The following is an 18,711-nucleotide window of genomic DNA, read 5'->3' as shown; positions in this document are numbered from 1 at the left end:
AGACCCGTAACCTTCCACCTAAGCGTCCGGTGCCCATCCCGGTTGTCGACTTACCGGGCTGCGCCGCGGGTGAGGTGTCATCCCGGCATTGGCTCACTTGGCGCCAGGCGAATTCCGCCACCGCGTTCGGTGTGCAGCTCACGCGCGAAATCATGGAAGCACTGTCGCGCGAAGGGACCAGACCGACTGAGACCTTCCTGCGCCTGGATCAGGCCCAGACCGCGCTGGGCGGCGGACATCAGCGGGCGTTCGACGCCTATGGCGACAAGAACGGCTTCTATGTAACGAGTTCCGTAAGGATGCCCCGAGACAGCGTCAACCGGTTCCGCTTAGAAGGCACCATCCTGTCACCTATCTACAGTCGGTATCCGATTTCCGATGTTGGCGATGCGACCACCATGAACTGGGCACCTGGGCCTTACGGATTTCGCTCCAGAATCGAACGCCTCAATCAAGCGGATCCATACGACACCCTCCGCGTCGTATCGCCGCGCTACTTCGGCCGCTATCGCAATGTCGGCACGTACCCCGGCCGCTATGTCAGCCACTGGCCGCTGAATCCGGCGGATGAACGCGAACCGCTCATCTATCCCGACGAGCCGCGGCGGACGGAACTCTCCCGCAAGGAGGTTCTTAGCGTCGCCGAGTACACCCTTGCAGCAATAGATCGTTGGAGCGAGTACCTGGGTTGCCGGATCGGCGATACCACTTCCGGTTGGCACTTGGACTGGCAGGAGCCCACCGTCAAAGGTTATGAGACATACGTGATCACGGCGCCTGTCAATCTCGCCGTCACCGAGGCCGAGGTCGGACGGCGCGCACTTCCTCACACGGCCCTATCTGCCCCACTCAACGGCGCGTCCCGCGAACCTCGGCCCGGGCACCGAGGCCGCTCCCCGTTGATCACTTTCAATATTTTCAACGGCCTGCGCGCGTACATCAATGACCTTGAAGCCCCCGGCCAGTTCGTCCTGACAATCGCAAGCGACGGCTACCGAGCCCGCTGACCTACCCCTTCGCCGCGTTTTCCCGCTGGATCTCCAGCGCGATGTCGATGAGCTGATCCTCCTGCCCACCAATGAGCTTGCGCTGACCAGCCCGGTGTAGCAGCTGGTGCGCGGGCACCCCGTACCGCTCCCCCTGCCGGATGGCGTGCTTGAGGAAACTGGAGTACACCCCGCTGTAGCCCATGATCAGCGCGTTGCGGTCCAGCAGGCATTCGGCCGGCATCGCGGGCGCCACAACCTCTTCAGCAGCGTCGGCGATATCGAAGAAGTCAATACCCGTCTTCACACCGATCTTGTCGAAGACGCCGATCAGTGCCTCGACCGGAGCATTGCCCGCGCCGGCACCGAAACGCCTTGTACTGCCATCGATCTGCTTGGCACCGGCGCGCACCGCCTCGATCGAGTTGGCAACACCGAGCCCCAGGTTCTCATGCCCATGAAAACCAACTTGCGCGTCGTTACCGAGTTCAGCTACGACCGCGGCAACACGGTCCGCCACGCCGTCGAGAACCAGCGCGCCTGCGGAGTCGACCACATACACGCACTGGCATCCGGCGTCGGCCATGATCCGGGCCTGCTTGGCCAGCTTCTCCGGCGAGATGGTGTGCGACATCATCAAGAAGCCAACGGTTTCCAGCCCTCGCTCGCGCGCCAGCCCAAAGTGCTGAAGAGACACATCGGCTTCGGTGCAGTGGGTCGCGATGCGGCAGATGGATCCACCGTTACCCTGCGCCTCGATGATGTCTTCCTTGGTGCCTACACCCGGCAGCATCAGGAAGGCAATCTTGGCATTCGTCGCGGTTTCCGCGGCGAGCTTGATCAGTTCCTGTTCAGGGGTTTTAGAGAACCCGTAGTTGAACGACGATCCACCCAGACCGTCACCGTGCGTCACCTCGATGACTGGCACCCCGGCACCGTCGAGGGCTGCGACGATCGCCCGCACCTCATCGGCGGTGAACTGGTGCCGCTTGTGGTGCGAGCCGTCACGCAGCGACGTGTCGGTGATCCGAACGTCCCAGGCGGCGTCGAAGAAGATGCCGTCGGTGCCCAAAAGCTGAGTGCTGGTGTCCGTACCCATGATTACGAAACCTTCGCTGATAGAAGTTCTTTGGCGATTTCCTCGCCGACCTTGGTCGCGGCCGCGGTCATGATGTCCAGGTTTCCGGCATACGGCGGCAGGAAGTCACCGGCGCCCTCCACCTCTACGAAGGTGGTGACGACGTGGTTGCCGCCGTTGACCACCGACGGCTCATCGAACTGCGGCTCGTTGAGCAACCGGTATCCGGGAACGTACTGCTGCACCTGGCTCACCACATCATGGATCGACGCGGCGATCGCATCCCGGTCCGCGTCCTCCGGAATAGCACAGAAGATGGTGTCGCGCATGATCATCGGTGGGTCTGCCGGGTTCAGGATGATGATGGCCTTGCCGCGCTTTGCACCACCGATCACCTCCACACCCCTAGATGTGGTCTTGGTGAACTCGTCGATGTTGGCGCGTGTGCCCGGCCCCGCCGAGACAGACGCGACGGAGGCGACAATTTCCGCGTAGGGCACCTGGCTTCCTTGGGCGACGAGCGCCCGATTCACCGCGTAAACAATCGGAATCGTTGCCTGGCCGCCGCAAGTGATCATGTTGACGTTCGGAGCATCGAGGTGCGCACGCAGATTCGCGGGGGGCACCACGGCCGGACCCACCGCGGCAGGGGTCAGGTCAATCGCCCGGATCCCGGCCTCCGCGTACCGCGGTGCGGCGGCCTTGTGCACGTACGCTGAGGTCGCCTCGAACACCAGATCGGGCTTCTCGTCCTGCGCCAGCAGCCAGTCCACACCCTCATGCGAGGTTTCCAGACCGAAGCCACGGGCGCGCTTGAGACCTTCAGACTCGGGGTCGATGCCGATCATCCATCGTGGCTCGAGCCACTCGGATCGCTGCAACTTGTACAGCAGATCGGTGCTGATGTTTCCCGAACCGACGATCGCTGCCTGAATTTTAGGCTGCCTGTTCACCATGTCTCCTCTACCTCGCCTATTCAAAAGCCAAACGGACCGAACCAAGTCCGGCGAACTCGGCCAAAAACTCGTCCCCCGGATGCGCATCGAACGCGCGTGTGCACGAACCCGGCAGCACTACATCTCCGGCCCGCAGACGAACCCCGAACGAGGCCACCTTGCGTGCCAGCCACGCCACTGAGGTCACCGGATTGCCCAGCACTGCATCGCTTCTGCCCTCGGCCAGCTTCTCACCGTTGCAGGTGAGCACCGCATCGATCGACTTGATGTCGATATCCTTCGGCGAAACACGTTGCTTGCCAATGACAAATCCGGCCGACGAGGCGTTATCCGCGATGGTGTCACAGATCTTGATCTGCCAGTTAGTGATTCGGCTGTCCACCACCTCGATGGATGGCACGTACGCCGCCGTCGCCGCCAGCACATCGTCCTCGGTGCAGTCCTCACCAGGTAAGTCGGCGGCCAGGATGAATCCGACCTCCACCTCGACCCGCGGGAAGAGGAACTTGGACGCCGAGGCCGCGACATCCTCGAACAACTCCATATCGGCCAACAGGTGCCCGTAGTCCGGCTCGTGGACACCCATCATCTTCTGCATCGCCTCGGACGATAGGCCTACCTTGTGCCCCACGACCTTGGCTCCGTCCGCTAGGCGGGAGCGAATGTTCATGAGCTGGATCTCATAGGCGTCGACCACACCGAAATCCGGGTAGGTGTCGGTGGGCGGCGCGATGGCCACCCTGGTGCGCTCGGCCTCGGCCAGATCAGCGGCGATGGCGTCGCGAACTTCGGAACTAAGCATCTACGTGTCTCCCAGTCTCGGTCCCGGCCCGACGCCCGGAGAAGACGCAGTCGGCCAGGGATAATCCGCTCACATACGAATTGGAGCAGATACCCACCGCCGCGCGCCCGGCGGCATAGAGCCCCGGGATCGCCGCGCCCGATGTGGTCTGCACGGCACCAGTCTCCTCGTCGACGACCAGCCCGCCAAGAGTCAGCATGGGACATGGATTCAACATGTTGGTCTTGATGGACACGTTGAACAGATAGAACGGTCCCTGCTCAATGGGGACTCGGATGTCGTCGGGCTTCCCGAACGGGTCCGGAGTGCCGTCCGCGATGGCCCGGTTATGTTCGGACACGGTGCGCGCCAACAGTTCCGGATCGATACCCGCCTTGGCCGCCAACGCTCCGATGGATCCGGCCTTCTTGCGTCCCACGTTGAGGAATGCCTCTGCCTGGACCCGCTGGAACCACAGCGTCTGCGAACCCAGCTGCTGCCGGGCCCGCTTCACCAACGCCTTGTCCGCCACCAGATATCCAACCCCGCCGGCCTGCTGCACAATCGCCTTGCCCAGCGCGGCGCCATATCGCGATTCGTCAACCATCCTCTGGCCCTTCGCATCCACCAACAGCGAGCCCAGGAACGCGGCCGGCGGCACGATAAAACGCCATGCCGAGATCTCGCCGAGGTGCCCGGTGGCGGCATCCAATGGTTCCGCGAGCGTCAACGCGGTGCCGTCGTCGCCAGCGGTGCCCAGCTGCAACCCGTCCTGGTACGCCGGGGCATACCGCTCCACCAGCTCACGATTGGCGATGAACCCACCGGAAGACAGCACCACCCCGTCGTTGGCGCGGATCTCGAATGGCGAGGCAAACCGACGCTCCAACGCATAGGCGGGCCCCTCCAACGCCTTTCGCATCGGCGGATAGTAGATGCCCGGCTTGGTCGCATAGTGCGTGAGCCGCGAATACAGCCGGCGGACCCAGCCCGGCGCATCCTTCAGCGTTACCCCGCGCACCCCGACGACGCGACCGTCTTCGACGATCAGCCCCGTGACCCGGGTCTGCCGCCACACGTCGGCGCCCAAACGTTCCGCGGAGGCCGCCAACGGTGCAAACAACGCCTTGCCGGACACGCCCCGACCGAACGCCCGATGCCCGCGCTGACGGGGCGTGGTGACGGCACGTGCCATGCCAGAGGATTCACTGCCGGAAAAGTAGAGGTAGTAGTCGTTGGTGGGGTACGAAGTCTTGAACGGAGCCAGCGAACCTTCGAACGGAACTCCGTAACCTTGCAGCCAATCCAGAGTATCGACGCTGCCGTCGACGAATTTCTGCAGCGTCTCGGGCTTCACCGCGTCCCCGACCTCAAGCTGCAGGTACTCCAGCATCAGCTCCGGGGTGTCCTCGACACCCGCGTCGCGCTGGATATTGGTGCCGCCGCCGGCGTAGTAAATGCCCCCTGAAATGGCCGAAGCTCCGCCGCCGTCGAATCGCTCCAGGATCACCACGGACGCCCCGCGCTCCAGTGCTGCCAGCGCGGCCGACGCCCCCGCCACCCCGTATCCGACGATGACGACATCTGGGGAAGGCACCGCGGGCACCTCGACATCACCCGGCACTGGGCCTCCCTTAACGTGATATAGCCAAAACAGCAACAAGTTTCTGTTTTCACCGCAACATCAAAGTGTCCGGGCGGTGAAACCACAGGCCAGCGCCGGTAGCGCCGGGCCGCCTCAATTCTATAACGTGTTCTACATGACTGAGCAGGAGTACGACGTCGTCGTCGTCGGAAGTGGTGGCGCCGGCATGGTGGCGGCGCTCACCGCGGCACACAACGGACTGAGCACCGTACTGATCGAAAAGGCCGCCCACTTCGGCGGATCCACCGCCCGTTCCGGTGGCGGCGTCTGGATCCCCAACAACGAGGTGCTCAAGAAGGCCCGCCAGACCGACACACCCCAGGCAGCCCGCGAGTACCTCTACAACATCATCGGCGATGTCGTCCCCCGCGAGAAGATCGACACCTACCTGGATCGCGGCCCGGAGATGCTTTCGTTCGTGTTAGCGAACTCGCCGCTGAAGCTCGACTGGGTGCCCAACTACTCTGACTACTATCCCGAGGCCCCGGGCGGACGCTCGGCCGGCCGCTCGGTGGAGCCCAAGCCGTTCGACGCCAAGAAGCTTGGCGACGAACTGCCCCACCTGGAGCCGCCGTACGGCAAGGTTCCGCTGAATGTCGTGGTGCGCCAACAGGATTACGTGCGGTTGAACCAGCTCAAACGTCACCCGCGGGGCGTGCTGCGCAGCCTGCGCGTGGGCGTACGCACCTTCTGGGCGCAGGGCACCGGCAAGAAGCTCGTCGGCATGGGACGGGCGCTGTCGGCAGCGCTGCGTATTGGTCTGCGCGACGCCGGTGTTCCGGTGAAGCTGAATACCGCGCTGACTGATCTCTACATCGAGAACGGCACCGTCAAGGGCGTCTACGTACGCGAAACGGGCGCTCCAGAAGCATCCGAGCCCACCCTTATCAGAGGACGTCGCGGCGTCATTCTCGCCTCCGGTGGGTTCGAACACAACGAGCAGATGCGCGTGAAGTACCAGCGTGCCCCCATCACCGCCGATTGGACCGTTGGAGCCAAGGCCAATACCGGCGACGGCATCCTGGCGGCCGAAAAGCTGGGCGCTGCACTGGAGTTCATGGAGGACTCCTGGTGGGGCCCAACGGTTCCGCTGGTGGGCCGGCCGTGGTTCGCGCTGTCGGAGCGCAACTCCCCCGGATCCATCATCGTCAACGCGTCCGGCAAGCGGTTCATGAACGAGTCGCTGCCCTACGTCGAAGCCACCCATCGCATGTATGGCGGCACGTACGGCCAGGGCCCCGGCCCGGGCGAAAACCTGCCCGCATGGCTGCTCTTCGACCAGGAATACCGCAACCGATACATCTTCGCCGGATTGCAGCCGGGGCAAAAGATTCCGAGCAAATGGATCGAGTCGGGCGTCATCGTCAAGGCCGACACCATCGAGGGGTTAGCAGAACTGACCAATTTGCCCGTGGACGCGTTGGTACAGACCGTCGAACGGTTCAACGGCTTCGCTCGCAGCGGTACCGATGAGGACTTCGGCCGCGGCAAGAGCGCCTACGACCGCTACTACGGCGACCCGACTAACAAGCCGAATCCAAATCTGGGCGAGCTCAAGAAGGGCCCCTTCTACGCGGCCAAGATGGTACCTGGCGACCTGGGTACCAAGGGTGGCGTACGCACCGACGTGCGGGGCCGGGTGCTGCGCGATGACAACAGCGTCATCGACGGTCTCTACGCCGCAGGCAATGTCAGCACCCCGGTGATGGGTCACACCTACGCCGGTCCGGGCGCGACCATTGGCCCGGCCATGACGTGGGGTTACCTCGCCGCACTCGATATCGCCGGAAAGTAGGGTCGGGCTCATGCCTATCAACGTCGATATCGCCCTGGGCGCCGCCGTCGAGCCCGCCGAATTCTCATGGACCGCGTCCGATGTGCAGCTGTATCACCTCGCGATCGGAGCGGGTTCCGATCCAGTGAGCGAGACCGAACTGCGCTACCTGCAAGACAAGACCCCGCAGGTCTTGCCGACGTTCGCGACCGTAGCTTCCGGTTTCCACGCGGTGGAGCCACCCAAGGTGTCGTTCCCGGGTATCGAGATCGACCTCGCCAAGATCCTGCACGGCACCGAGCAGGTGACCGCGCACCGGCCGTTACCCCCGTCGGGCTCCGCCCGCTCCGAGGGCAAGATCGTGGAGATCTGGGACAAGGGTAAGGCTGCCGTCATTGTCACGGAGACAACAACTTCCGATAACCAGGGGCCTCTCTGGACGATCCGTCGGTCGATCTTCGCGCGGGGCGAGGGTGGCTTCGGCGGAGAGCGCGGACCGTCGTCTGCCGGCGGGGCCCCCGAGCGCGCGCCGGACCTCGAGGTGTCCACCCACATTCTTCCGCAGCAGGCGCTGCTGTACCGGCTCTGCGGAGACCGCAACCCGCTGCACTCCGACCCTGCCTTCGCGGCGGCGGCAGGATTCCCCCGTCCGATCCTGCACGGGCTGTGTAGCTATGGCGTGGTGTGCAAGGCGGCCGTCGACGCCGCGCTCGACGGGGATGCCTCGCGGGTGACGTCGTATGCCGCGAAGTTCGCGGGTGTGGTGTTCCCGGGCGAGACGCTCAAGACCCGCATCTGGAATGAAGGCGGCAAGCTGCTGATCTCTGCAGTCGTGGCTGATCGCTCCGATCAGCCGGACGCCCCGGCGCTGGCCGACGTGGAGCTCACCTACACATAGAAACTTCCCGCAACGCCAGTAACCACATGCATATTTCCTGTGTGAAATCTCTACATATGGTTACCCTCGCCAATACCACGGGGCATAATTTGCTCATGCTTCGATGGATAAGCTCCTCTGCCGCCATTTTCGCGCTCACAGCCAGTGGTATCGCCGCCTCCACCGCGCTGTCGCCTGGCGTTGCCTGCGCTTGCTCGTGCGTCGACGTACGTAGGGACGCCGCCTCCGTGAAGGAATGGCTGGGGCATGCACAAGCGATCTTTGTCGGAACGCCTACTGACACACAGCTGATCAGCGATCCGGACACCGGCCGCACGATCTACCAATTTGCTGTTCGTGAGGTCTACAAGGGTGACGTCGGCTCCACCACCACGGTCAAGGTGGAGAACTTCGGGCCGTCCTGCGGACGCAGCTTCGACATTGGCACCGAATATTTCGTCGTCGCGGGCAAGCCCGACGAAATCCCCAATGACACCCGCCCGAACGCCCCCGCTGCGTACGGCGACAACCGGTGCTCCTTGACGCAAGTAGCGGCCAGCTCCGATCTGCCCGGCCCCGCGCAGGCCGCGTACGGCAACCCCCACCCGCCCAATGGACCAGCGGTCACGCTGCCCGGGTGAGTCCGCGTCGCACCACATCATCGGGGTAGTCCCCCGCGACGGCACGCACGATCAGCCAGTGGCGACGGTTTTGACCCATGCTGATTGCCGTCATATTCCACACCGCCCATGAGCGAGGTCAGTCGCGCGGGCTGAGGCGTCCAATGCGGGGCCGACAAGTCCTGGAGAGTAACCACAGAACACGGGCGAAAAGTATGCGCGTGGCCTACCCCAGAATGAGGCCGGAGGTCGGCACACCGGTGCCGGCGGTGACGAGGACGTGCTCGACGTTCGGCACCTGGTTGACCGACGTTCCGCGCAGCTGACGCACACCCTCGGCGATGCCGTTCATACCGTGGATGTACGCCTCGCCGAGCTGACCGCCATGCGTGTTTATCGGCAGCTTGCCGCCCAGTTCGATAGCACCGTTGGCGACGAAATCCTTGGCCTCACCCTTACCGCAAAAGCCCAACTCTTCGAGCTGCAGCAGCGTGTACGGGGTGAAGTGGTCATACAGGATTGCGGTCTGAATATCGTTGGGAGTCAAGCCTGATTGGCCCCACAGCTGCCGACCGACCAGACCCATCTCGGGCAGCCCGAGCTCGTCCCGATAGTACGAGTACATGGTGAACTGGTCGTCACTGGAACCCTGGGCTGCGGCCTCGATGACCACCGGCCGGTTCTTGAGATCTTTCGCCCGCTCCGGGGTGGTGACTACGATCGCCACCCCGCCATCGCTCTCCTGGCAGCAATCCAGCAGCCGCACCGGATCGGCGATCATCCGCGAATTCTGGTGGTCCTCAATGGTGATCGGCTTGCCATAGAAGAACGCCTTCGGGTTGGTGGCGGCATGCCTACGGTCCGCCACCGACACCGCGCCGAAATCAGCACTGGTAGCGCCATATTCGTGCATGTACCGGCGGGCGATCATCGCCACCGAGGCAGCGGGGGTGCTCAGCCCGTGCGGGTACGACCAGCTGTACTCCACGCCTCGCGAGTCGGCGGTCGAGCTCAGTCCTGTCATCACCTGACCAAACCGGAACTCCGAGCGCTCGTTGAATGCGCGATATGCGACAACGACTTCCGCGACACCGGCGGCAACCGCCAACGCGGCCTGCTGGACCGTCGCCGCGGCAGCCCCGCCGCCGTAACCGATCTGGCTGAAGAACTTCAGCTCACCGATGCCCGTCGAACGAGCGACCGCGGTCTCCAGATTGGAGTCCATGGTGAAGGTGACCAAGCCGTCGACCTCTCCAGGGGACAGACCCGCGTCCTCGAGCGCATCGAGCACTGCCTCGGCCGCCAGCCTCAGCTCCGATCGCCCCGACTTCTTCGAGAAGTCGGTGGCACCGATGCCCGCGATATGGGCCTTACCCGACAAGCTCACTCGGTGTTCCCTTCAGGTCCCATTGCCAGCTTGACCTTGGCAGTGACATGCGCGCCAAGGCTGTTGTTACCCACCACATCCACTTCCACCACGCCGTCCTCGACGGCGATCACCTCGCCCGAGAACACCGTGGTGTCGTACGCATACCACGGCACACCCAGACGCAGGGATATGGATTTCACCCGCGCGGAAGGTCCGGCCCAGTCGGTGACGAACCGCTCGACCAGACCGGTGTCGGACAGGATGTTGATGAAGATGTCCTTGGATCCCTTGGCCTGCGCCAGGTCCCGATCGTGATGCACGTCCTGAAAGTCACGCGTCGCCAGTGCGGTCGACACAATGAACGTCGGAGTGCCCTCGAGTTTCAGTTCGGGCAGCTTCTCGCCAACGGTAGTCACGCAGCCTCCCATGCGTACAGGGTCCACGCCGGATTCTCACCCTCGGCCGGGAAGTCCAAATACGTCACCTGAACCGGCAACCCGATCTGAACCTCGTCGGGTGACACCCCTCGAAGCTCGCCCAGCATCCGAGCACCCTCTTCGAGCTCCACCAGCGCGATCACGAAAGGCAGTGTGCGCCCCGGCACCTGAGGAGCGTGGTGTATCACGTAGCTGTACACCGTGCCGAGGCCGCTGGCCACGACATAGTCGGACGGCGCCACCGGGTCCCTGTGGTCCTGCCACACCGCCGGAATCGGTGGATGCTGCAAGGAACCGTCGGGGCGCTTCTGCAGCCGCAGCTCGTGCTCCGCAACGCCCTCCCAGAAGTACGCGCTGTCCCGCGACCACGATGGACGCATCAGTTTCGACGGATCGAGATCCTCCGGTACGTTGGCCGACTTCTTAGCGCCCGGCCGGAACTTCATGATGCGCCAGTTCATTTCATTGACAAGCTCATCACCCACATGCCACTCGGCGTGGATGTTGATGAACCAGCTCTCACCGAGTGCTGTCTGCTTCGGCCCGAAGACCTCAGTCACTTCATTGGTGGTGGTGACCTGCTCACCCAGCTGCAGATAACGGTGATAGATCTGCTCATAGTTGGTGGCGACCACTGACTCGTAGCCCGCCGCATCCAAGAGCTCCATCACCCGGCCCAACGGGTCGTCTCCGGAGCGCTCACCGTACAACCCGGCCATGGTCCAGACCTGTGCCATCGCCGGCGGCGCGACGATGCCAGGATGACCCGCACTACGGGCGGCTTCCTCGTCGACGTAGATGGGGTTACGATCTCCCATCGCCTCGACCCAGTTGTTGATCATGGCCTGGTTCACCGGATCCCGCGCCACACGCGGGGCGCTCGGGCCGTCAGCCTTGATCTCGGAGAAACCGTCTTGGATGTCCACGACGCTCATATCTGCCCGTTCTTCGCGCAAGTCGCTGGTCACCGCGGAACCCTGGGCGTGCCCAGTCCTGCCGTCGACACCATCTCGCGCATCACCTCGTTCACACCGCCACCGAAGGTGATCACCAGGTGACGCTTGGTCTGTGCATCAAGCCATTCCAATGTCTCAGCGGTGTTCGCGTCGGCGGGATCGCCATAGCGGCCCACGGCGCCCTCACTGAGCCTGCCGAGCTTCTGAATCCACTCGGTGGCCAGGATTTTCGTCGCGGCGGCATCGGCCATGCTGATGTCGTCGCCCGATGAGGCCACCTGCCAGTTGAGCAGCTCGTTGAGCCGCCATACGGCCTTCATCTCACCCAGGACTCGACGCACATCCTCATGCGCCAGCGGCGCCACGCCATCGGGCCCCGGCTTGGCGGCCCACTCGTAGACGCGGTCATACATGCCCGCGATCCGACCGGATGGGCCCAGCGAAACGCGTTCGTGGTTCAGCTGGGTGGTGATGAGCTTCCAGCCCAGGTTCTCCTCGCCCACCAGCATGTCCACTGGAACCCGCACATCGGAGTAGTAGGTGGCGTTGGTGTGGTGCGCCCCGTCATTGGTGATGATCGGCGTCCACGAGTAGCCGGGGTCCTTGGTGTCGACGATCAGAATGGAGATGCCCTTATGTTTGGGCGCATCGGGGTCGGTGCGGCAGGCCAGCCAGATGTATTGGGCCTGGTGGGCACCGGTGGTGAAGATCTTCTGACCGTTGACGATGTAGTGGTCGCCATCGCGTACTGCGCTGGTACGCAGGGACGCCAAGTCGGTGCCGGCCTCCGGTTCGGTATACCCAATGGCGAAATGGATTTCACCGGCCAGGATTCCGGGCAGAAACTTCTTCTTCTGCTCTTCGGTGCCGTACTTCTGTAGGGTCGGGCCGACGGTCTGCAGCGTCACCAGGGGCATCGGCACGTCGGCGCGCATGACCTCATTCATGAAGATCTGCTGCTCCAGCGAGCCGAATCCGTGTCCGCCGTACTCCTTGGGCCATCCGACACCGAGCCAGCCGTCCTGGCCCATCCGGCGCACAACGGCCTCATAGGACGAGCCGTGACGGTCGACCATCATCTCGCGGGTCTCATCGGCGGTGACGAGGTTCGAAAAATACTGTCGCAGATCGCTTTGCAACTTCGCCTGTTCCGGCGTGAGGTCAATCAGCATCACTGGCTCCTAAACCTGCGCCGCGGCGAGAACGTCCAGGCGCTCGGAGGACCCGCCGACCAGGCGGCTCAGGTCCTTGATCGTCGAGTAATAACGGTTCATCGGGTACGTGATGTCGACGCCGAGACCGCCATGAAGGTGATGGCAGATTTGCATGACTCGCTGCGCCTCCGCGGCCATCCAGAACGCGACGACGTCCAAATCCTCGGTCGCGTCAAGGGCCGCCGAGAGGCGCCACACCGCAGATGTGACACCGAGGTTCAGCGTCCGCGAGACCACGTACACATCCGCCAGCTGCTGCGAGACCGCCTGGAAGGTGGCCAGCGGCTTGCCGAACTGCACCCGATTCGACACGTGGTCGGCAGTCAGACGCAGGGCACCGGAGACCAATCCATCCGCGTAGGAACCAATCGCCGCTAGGGCAAGCTGGTTCACTCGCTCAACAGATCCGGCCAGCACATCCGAATCGGGCACCGACGCGTCCGCGAATGTCACCGCGTACTCGGCGGCCTTACTGGCCGTCGGTGTCTGGACGATCGTCACACCCGGGGTATTAGGTGCCACCACAACGACGCCATTGTCGGTGGTGACAAGTATCCAATTCGCCTCCGTGGCATGCTGAACGCCGATTTTGCGGCCGTTCAACACCAGCGAAGACCCATCACGCACGGCGGAAACCGAGGGCGACGAAGGTAGGGCAGCGCCGGGCTCATCGAGCGCCGCGGTGAGGATTCCGCCAGATCCGACGCCATCGAGGAACCTGTCCTGCTGCTCCGCAGAGGCCAGCTCCACCAGGGGAACCACGCCGAATCCGAGCGTCGCCAGCGCCGGCGTCAATGCGCCGTGCTTCCCGAGCACTCGCAATGCCACCGATACCTCGGACAGGCCGAGACCGTCACCGCCCAGCCGTTCGGGTAGGGCGAGGTTCAGGACACCGTTTGCGGCCAGAGACTGCCACAATCCGTCGTCGTATCCGACCTCGGGCACCACGCCGACGAACTCACGATCGGCAAGCACCGCTTCGACCACATCGGAGACAGCCTGCTGCTCCTCTGCGAAAGCGAAATCCATAGCGTGCGTATCCCTTTAATTTCTAGTGCAGAACCGGGCAGCCGCTGGCGCCGGTGAAGTCAACCTGCCAGTGCTTGATGCCGTTGAGCCAGCCGGACTGCAACCGCTTCGGATCGCCGGCCGGAGCCAGGTTCGGCATGTGGTCGGCGATGGCGTTGAACATCAGATTGATGGTCAGCCGGGCCAGGTTCGCGCCGATGCAGAAATGCGCACCGCTACCACCGAATCCCATGTGCGGGTTGGGGTTACGCATGACGTTGAAGCTGAAGGGATCCTCGAAGACCTCTTCGTCGAAGTTGGCGCTGCGGTACATCATGACCACACGCTGGCCCTTCTTGATCTGCACACCACCAAGCTCGGTGTCTTCCAGCGCAGTCCGCTGGAACGACGTGACCGGAGTCGCCCAGCGAACGATCTCATCAGCCGCCGTCTCCGGGCGCTCCTTCTTGTACAGCTCCCACTGCTCCGGGAACTGGGTGAAGGCCATCATGCCCTGCGTGATCGAGTTGCGGGAGGTCTCGTTTCCTGCCACCGCGAGCATGATCACGAAGAAGCCGAACTCGTCGTCGGAGAGCTTGCCCTCCCCCTCGACCTCAGCGTTGATGAGCGTGGTCACGATGTCTTCGCCGGGATTCTCGGACTTCTGCTTCGCCATCTCCATCGAGTAGGCCAGGATCTCCATCGACGATGCCGCCGGGTCGATGTGAGAGAACTCGGGGTCGTCGTACGAGGTCATCTCGTTGGACCAGTTGAAGAGCTTGCCCCGGTCCTCGATGGGTACCCCGAGCAGACCGGCGATGGCCTGCAGCGGCAACTCGCACGACACCTGCTCGACAAAGTCACCGCTGCCGCTCGCCGCCGCGTTCTTCGCGATCTGTTGAGCGCGTTCGTTCAGCTCGTCGCGCAGCCGGCCAATCGCCCGGGGAGTGAACCCGCGGGAGATGATCTTGCGCAGCCGAGTGTGGTGCGGGGCGTCCATGTTGAGCATGACGTAGCGCTGCAGCTCGATGGCCTCGCGGGTGATGTCGTCCTGGAACCGCGGGATGGCGGTGTTCTCCCAGCTGGAGAAGACATCGCTGCGCAGGGACACCTCCTTGACGTCCTTGTGCTTGGAGACGACCCAATACCCGCCGTCGTTGAAGCCGCCGACGCCGTCGGCCTGCTCCTGCCACCAAATGGGAGCCGTCTTCCGTAGCTCCTTGAGCTCCTCGATCGGGAGCCGTTCTGCGTAGATCTCCGGGTCGGTGAAGTCGAAACCGGCGGGAAGGCTGGGGTGCACCACGTTGAACTCCTATGGCCTTTCAGGGCGTCATTCAGGGACGATCTTGTTAGAGCATCTAGTGAGAGCCGAGTGAGATACGACACTCTCTAGCCCCATTGAATCACACGATCAGCGCAGACAAAACGTGGTGCATGGGGGAAGAACACGTTCTCATTGCTTCCAGACTGGAACGTGTTCTACCGTGAAGCCAACGTTAAGAGCGCAAAGGAGCAGCTCCATGGGTAATCCGGTCATAGTCGAAGCAACGCGCAGCCCCATCGGCAAACGCGGTGGATGGCTGGCGGGGCTGCACCCCGCCGAGCTGCTGGGCAGCATCCAGAAGTCGGTGATCGCCCGTGCCGGTCTCGACCCGCACGAGGTCGAGCAGGTAATAGGCGGCTGCGTGACCCAGTTCGGCGAGCAGGGCGGACACATCACCCGGCAGGCGTGGCTGCACGCCGGGCTGCCCGAGGCCGCCGGCGCGACCACCATCGATTGCCAGTGCGGCAGCGCTCAGCAGGCGAACCACCTCATCGCCGGCCTGATCTACTCGGGTGCCATCGATACCGGCATCGCCTGCGGCATCGAATCGATGAGCCGAGTCCCGCTCGGCGCCAACGTCGGCGGCACCGGCATCCCGCGCCCCGCCTCCTGGGATGTCGACATGCCCAATCAGTTCGAGGCCGCCGAGCGGATTGCCAAGCGCCGCGGGATTACTCGCGCCGACGTCGACGGGCTGGGGGTGCGTTCGCAGGCACTGGCCAAGCAGGCTTGGGCCGAGGGGCGCTTCGACCGTGAGATCACCGCGCTGGATGCCCCTCAGGTGGACAAGGAAGGCAATCCCACCGGCGAAACCCTCACCATCAGCAAGGATCAAGGTCTGCGCGATACCACCCTTGAATCCCTAGGCAATCTGAAACCCGTTATGCCGGAGGGTATTCACACAGCCGGTACCTCCTCGCAGATCTCCGACGGCGCCGCCGCGGTACTGCTCATGGACGAAGACCGAGCCAAGGCCCTCGGATTGCGCCCACGCGCCCGCATCGTGTCTCAGGCCCTCGTTGGCGCCGAGCCCTACTACCACCTGGACGGACCGGTGCAGTCGACGCAGCGCGTGCTGGACCGTGCCGGCATGAAGATCGGCGACATCGACGTCGTCGAGATCAACGAGGCCTTTGCCTCGGTGGTGCTGTCGTGGGCCGCCGTGCACAAGCCGGACTTCGACCGCGTGAACGTCAACGGTGGCGCGATCGCGCTGGGCCACCCGGTGGGCAGCACCGGTGCCCGCCTGATCACCACGGCGCTGCACGAGCTCGAACGTACAGACAAGTCAACGGCTTTGATCACAATGTGCGCTGGTGGCGCGCTGTCGACCGGCACCATCATCGAGCGGATCTAACAGCTACCCAAAAGCCCCCGGCGCCGCGGTGCCGGGGGCTTTTCCGTCAGCTGGCCCGTCCGTAGCCGGCCGGACAGAAGTCGACCTCCCAGTGCTTTACGCCGTTGAGCCACCCCGACCGCAGTCTGTCGGGCTCACCCGCCGACGCGAGGTCGGGCATGTGGTCGGCGATGGCGTTGAACATCAGGTTGATGGTCATGCGGGCCAGGTTGGCCCCCACGCAATGGTGCTCACCATTTCCGCCAAATCCCACGTGCGGGTTGGGGTCCCGCATGATGTTGAAGCTGAAGGGATCTTCGAAGACCTCTTCGTCGAAGTTGGCGCTGCGGTACATCATGACCACACGCTGGCCCTTCTTGATCTGCACACCACCAAGCTCGGTGTCTTCCAGCGCAGTCCGCTGGAACGACGTGACCGGAGTCGCCCAGCGGACGATCTCATCGGCCGCCGTCTCCGGGCGCTCCTTCTTGTACAGCTCCCACTGCTCCGGGAACTGGGTGAAGGCGTGCATGCCATGCGTAATGGAGTTGCGGGTCGTTTCATTGCCGGCCACCGCCAAAAGCATGACGAAGAAACCGAACTCGTCATCGGATAGCTTCTGGCCGTCGATATCGGCATTCACCAAATCGGTGCAGATATCGGGACCCGGCTCCACGGCCTTCTGGGCTGCGACTCCCATGGCGTACATCAGCAACTCGGCGCTGGCGATCGCGCTGTCATCCTCGCCATCGTCCGAACCGACCAGCCTGTTGGACCAATCGAAAAGCTGTTCGCGCTCATCCAATGGCGTACCCATCAAACCCGCGATGGCTTGCAACGGAAGCTCACAGGCCACCTGCTCAACAAAGTCGCCGTGCTGCGTCTGCGCTGCGGCCTTCGCGATGCCTTGCGCCCGGGTGTTGAGATCCTCGCGGAGTCGGTTCACTGCGCGCGGCGTGAACCCTCGACTGATGATATGCCTCAGCCTGCTGTGCCGCGGTGGGTCCATGTTGAGCATGATCAAGCGCGTAGCGTCGATCCGCTCACGCGGGGTGGTGGGCAGATAACGCGGTATCGCGGTGTTCTGTTCGCTGGAGAACACGTCACATCGAAGCGAGATCTCTTTGACGTCTTTGTGTTTGGACACCACCCAAAAGCCGTCATCATCGAACCCGGCAACCCCGCGCTCGGTGTGGTTCCACCAGATCGGTTCGGTATGCCGCAATTCGGCGAGTTCACCCTCCGGGATCCCGTGGACAAAAAGGTCGGGATCCGTGAAATCGATATTCTCGGGAAGGTTGGGATGTACCACGCTGTACCTCCGGGCCTGTGACGCAATTCACTAATGGCTCTAGTGGCAGTGAAGCACAGAAATCGGCCCCAGGACAAGGGTGGGTGGAGAAAAAAATTCCGATCTAGAACATGTTCTAGGTGCGTGCCAGCTTCGGGACGAAGATGGCACGGATGTGATGAATCCGGGGGTCATCGGCCGGAATTTTGAACGTCTCGTCCACTTTGGCGACAACGCGCCACCGTGCCACCTTCGCCTTGGTCTCGATGACGAAACTTGCGACGACGTTCTCCCCCTCGACACGGAACTGCCGATTGGAAGCTGCGGCGATCAGGCGAAACTGCGGACCGTTGTTCAGGCTGCGCCGCAAGTGATCTCCAGAGAACCCGGTCTTCACACCCTGCTCGATCCGCACGCACTCCGGAGCGAACGGCACCGCGTCCGCCTGATGAGTGACGAGGGCTTCGATGTATGCATTCGCTGCGGCAATACGTACTTCGTCTGAGGCTCCAGGTGTTGACACCCTCGTAGCATAGGGCCATGTCTGATGGTCTATCCGCGAGCGGCTCCCCCGCGAACGCACCCGCCCAGTTGAACTCCGAGTTCGCCGGCAAGCTCATCAAGTGGATGACCACAGCCAACGTCTGGCTGTACCAGCGGACTGACGGCCGCCTCGGCGGAAAGTGGCGTGTAGGTGCGGCTTTCCCGTGGGGCATACCCGTACTGCTGCTCACCACAACCGGTCGCAAGACCGGGCAGAAGCGGCTGAGCGCGCTGCTCTATCTACCCGACGGAGACAAGGTTATCCTGGTCGCATCGCAAGGTGGACGTGATGCAAACCCGGCGTGGTACCTCAACCTGAAGGCGAATTCTGAAGTCACCGTTCAGATCAAGGGCGATATCCGAGAAATGACGGCGCGCACCGCCACCGATGAGGAACGCTCCTATTACTGGCCCAAGCTGGTCGAGCTGTATGCGGACTTCGACAAATACCAGTCGTACACGACTCGCAAGATCCCGGTCGTCATCCTGGAGCGGGCATAAAGTCCCACGAATCCC

The 18,711-nt window shown here is 63.2% G+C and carries 18 protein-coding genes; 6 read left to right on the top strand and 12 right to left on the bottom strand.

All coding sequences use genetic code 11. The annotated features are described in order from the left end of the window. Positions 1-29: 29 nt before the first annotated feature. Positions 30-1,007: a hypothetical protein gene (locus AC5Y5C_RS06885; protein ID WP_499970321.1), complete on the top strand. Its 978-nt coding sequence runs from the start codon at positions 30-32 to the stop codon at positions 1,005-1,007. 1 nt (position 1,008) lies between these two features. Here the strand turns inward: AC5Y5C_RS06885 and dmpG are convergent, their stop codons facing one another. From dmpG to AC5Y5C_RS06865, 4 genes are read right to left on the bottom strand one after another with little or no spacing between them, the layout of a single operon-like run. Further along, the gene (gene dmpG, locus AC5Y5C_RS06880; protein ID WP_499970319.1) at positions 1,009-2,085 is read right to left on the bottom strand and encodes a 4-hydroxy-2-oxovalerate aldolase; all 1,077 of its coding nucleotides are present in this window, start codon (positions 2,083-2,085) and stop codon (positions 1,009-1,011) included. Positions 2,086-2,087: 2 nt separating this feature from the next. Next, positions 2,088-3,017 carry an acetaldehyde dehydrogenase (acetylating) gene (locus tag AC5Y5C_RS06875; protein ID WP_499970317.1) on the bottom strand — a complete coding sequence of 310 codons (930 nt, stop codon included), beginning with the start codon at positions 3,015-3,017 and terminating at the stop codon, positions 2,088-2,090. Positions 3,018-3,036: 19 nt separating this feature from the next. Further along, positions 3,037-3,822, bottom strand: a complete 786-nt coding sequence (locus tag AC5Y5C_RS06870; protein WP_078331251.1) for a 2-keto-4-pentenoate hydratase — start codon at positions 3,820-3,822, stop codon at positions 3,037-3,039. Further along, a complete protein-coding gene (locus tag AC5Y5C_RS06865; RefSeq protein WP_499970314.1) occupies positions 3,815-5,464 on the bottom strand; it encodes an FAD-binding protein in 1,650 nt (549 codons plus the stop codon). Before AC5Y5C_RS06865 ends, AC5Y5C_RS06870 begins: the two co-directional genes overlap by 8 nt. Positions 5,465-5,561: 97 nt before the next feature. Here AC5Y5C_RS06865 and kstD point away from each other — a divergent pair, with 97 nt between their 5' ends. The 3 genes from kstD to AC5Y5C_RS06850 all read left to right on the top strand — a co-directional run bounded on the left by kstD (position 5,562) and on the right by AC5Y5C_RS06850 (position 8,738). Beyond that, positions 5,562-7,241 (top strand): 3-oxosteroid 1-dehydrogenase, encoded by a 1,680-nt coding sequence (gene kstD, locus AC5Y5C_RS06860; RefSeq protein ID WP_499970312.1) that lies wholly within the window; start codon positions 5,562-5,564, stop codon positions 7,239-7,241. Between the two features lie 10 nt (positions 7,242-7,251). After that, entirely contained in the window at positions 7,252-8,118 is an 867-nt protein-coding gene (gene chsH3, locus AC5Y5C_RS06855) for an enoyl-CoA hydratase ChsH3 (RefSeq protein WP_499970310.1), read from the top strand. A 95-nt stretch (positions 8,119-8,213) separates the two neighbouring features. Then, positions 8,214-8,738 (top strand): hypothetical protein, encoded by a 525-nt coding sequence (locus AC5Y5C_RS06850; RefSeq protein ID WP_499970308.1) that lies wholly within the window; start codon positions 8,214-8,216, stop codon positions 8,736-8,738. Between the two features lie 205 nt (positions 8,739-8,943). Here the strand turns inward: AC5Y5C_RS06850 and ltp2 are convergent, their stop codons facing one another. Genes ltp2 through AC5Y5C_RS06820 form a run of 6 tightly spaced genes read right to left on the bottom strand, consistent with a single transcriptional unit; the run spans position 8,944 to position 15,004 of the window. Next, positions 8,944-10,098, bottom strand: a complete 1,155-nt coding sequence (ltp2, locus tag AC5Y5C_RS06845) for a 17-hydroxy-3-oxo-4-pregnene-20-carboxyl-CoA lyase (protein ID WP_499970674.1) — start codon at positions 10,096-10,098, stop codon at positions 8,944-8,946. Between the two features lie 2 nt (positions 10,099-10,100). Further along, positions 10,101-10,502, bottom strand: a complete 402-nt coding sequence (locus AC5Y5C_RS06840) for a MaoC family dehydratase (RefSeq protein WP_499970306.1) — start codon at positions 10,500-10,502, stop codon at positions 10,101-10,103. Further along, positions 10,499-11,458 (bottom strand): bifunctional MaoC family dehydratase N-terminal/OB-fold nucleic acid binding domain-containing protein, encoded by a 960-nt coding sequence (locus AC5Y5C_RS06835; RefSeq protein WP_499970672.1) that lies wholly within the window; start codon positions 11,456-11,458, stop codon positions 10,499-10,501. The genes AC5Y5C_RS06840 and AC5Y5C_RS06835 overlap by 4 nt, the downstream gene beginning before the upstream one ends. 29 nt (positions 11,459-11,487) lie before the next feature. Then, on the bottom strand, positions 11,488-12,651 hold the full coding sequence (gene fadE29 / locus AC5Y5C_RS06830; protein ID WP_499970304.1) for an acyl-CoA dehydrogenase FadE29: 1,164 nt from the start codon (positions 12,649-12,651) through the stop codon (positions 11,488-11,490). Positions 12,652-12,660: 9 nt separating this feature from the next. Next, positions 12,661-13,722, bottom strand: coding sequence for an acyl-CoA dehydrogenase family protein (locus AC5Y5C_RS06825; protein ID WP_499970302.1), 1,062 nt, complete (start codon positions 13,720-13,722; stop codon positions 12,661-12,663). Between the two features lie 22 nt (positions 13,723-13,744). Beyond that, positions 13,745-15,004, bottom strand: a complete 1,260-nt coding sequence (locus AC5Y5C_RS06820) for a cytochrome P450 (protein ID WP_499970300.1) — start codon at positions 15,002-15,004, stop codon at positions 13,745-13,747. A 217-nt stretch (positions 15,005-15,221) separates the two neighbouring features. On the opposite strand from AC5Y5C_RS06820, the gene AC5Y5C_RS06815 reads away from it, so the two are divergent. After that, on the top strand, positions 15,222-16,382 hold the full coding sequence (locus AC5Y5C_RS06815; protein ID WP_499970298.1) for a steroid 3-ketoacyl-CoA thiolase: 1,161 nt from the start codon (positions 15,222-15,224) through the stop codon (positions 16,380-16,382). Between the two features lie 46 nt (positions 16,383-16,428). Here the strand turns inward: AC5Y5C_RS06815 and AC5Y5C_RS06810 are convergent, their stop codons facing one another. Next, complete coding sequence (locus AC5Y5C_RS06810; protein ID WP_499970295.1) at positions 16,429-17,673, bottom strand: cytochrome P450; 1,245 nt, start codon at positions 17,671-17,673, stop codon at positions 16,429-16,431. A 115-nt stretch (positions 17,674-17,788) separates the two neighbouring features. Beyond that, positions 17,789-18,175 (bottom strand): DUF8021 domain-containing protein, encoded by a 387-nt coding sequence (locus AC5Y5C_RS06805; RefSeq protein WP_499970291.1) that lies wholly within the window; start codon positions 18,173-18,175, stop codon positions 17,789-17,791. Positions 18,176-18,192: 17 nt separating this feature from the next. Between AC5Y5C_RS06805 and AC5Y5C_RS06800 the strand changes: the two genes are divergently transcribed. Continuing rightward, positions 18,193-18,696 (top strand): nitroreductase family deazaflavin-dependent oxidoreductase, encoded by a 504-nt coding sequence (locus tag AC5Y5C_RS06800; RefSeq protein WP_499970289.1) that lies wholly within the window; start codon positions 18,193-18,195, stop codon positions 18,694-18,696. Positions 18,697-18,711 lie beyond the last annotated feature (15 nt).

Source organism: Mycobacterium sp. NGS15 (assembly GCF_059813245.1).
The sequence above is the reverse complement of the archived record's forward strand: the minus strand, read 5'-3'. Positions and strand labels throughout refer to the sequence as shown.

What these genes read in the sequence shown, in the direction of transcription:
- AC5Y5C_RS06870 (WP_078331251.1), bottom strand. Translation starts at nt 3,822, where the DNA reads ATGCTTAGTTCCGAAGTTCGCGACGCCATCGCCGCTGATCTGGCCGAG.
- AC5Y5C_RS06850 (WP_499970308.1), top strand. Translation starts at nt 8,214, where the DNA reads ATGCTTCGATGGATAAGCTCCTCTGCCGCCATTTTCGCGCTCACAGCC.
- chsH3 (WP_499970310.1), top strand. Translation starts at nt 7,252, where the DNA reads ATGCCTATCAACGTCGATATCGCCCTGGGCGCCGCCGTCGAGCCCGCC.
- AC5Y5C_RS06835 (WP_499970672.1), bottom strand. Translation starts at nt 11,458, where the DNA reads ATGAGCGTCGTGGACATCCAAGACGGTTTCTCCGAGATCAAGGCTGAC.
- AC5Y5C_RS06815 (WP_499970298.1), top strand. Translation starts at nt 15,222, where the DNA reads ATGGGTAATCCGGTCATAGTCGAAGCAACGCGCAGCCCCATCGGCAAA.
- dmpG (WP_499970319.1), bottom strand. Translation starts at nt 2,085, where the DNA reads ATGGGTACGGACACCAGCACTCAGCTTTTGGGCACCGACGGCATCTTC.
- fadE29 (WP_499970304.1), bottom strand. Translation starts at nt 12,651, where the DNA reads ATGCTGATTGACCTCACGCCGGAACAGGCGAAGTTGCAAAGCGATCTG.
- AC5Y5C_RS06825 (WP_499970302.1), bottom strand. Translation starts at nt 13,722, where the DNA reads ATGGATTTCGCTTTCGCAGAGGAGCAGCAGGCTGTCTCCGATGTGGTC.
- AC5Y5C_RS06800 (WP_499970289.1), top strand. Translation starts at nt 18,193, where the DNA reads ATGTCTGATGGTCTATCCGCGAGCGGCTCCCCCGCGAACGCACCCGCC.
- kstD (WP_499970312.1), top strand. Translation starts at nt 5,562, where the DNA reads ATGACTGAGCAGGAGTACGACGTCGTCGTCGTCGGAAGTGGTGGCGCC.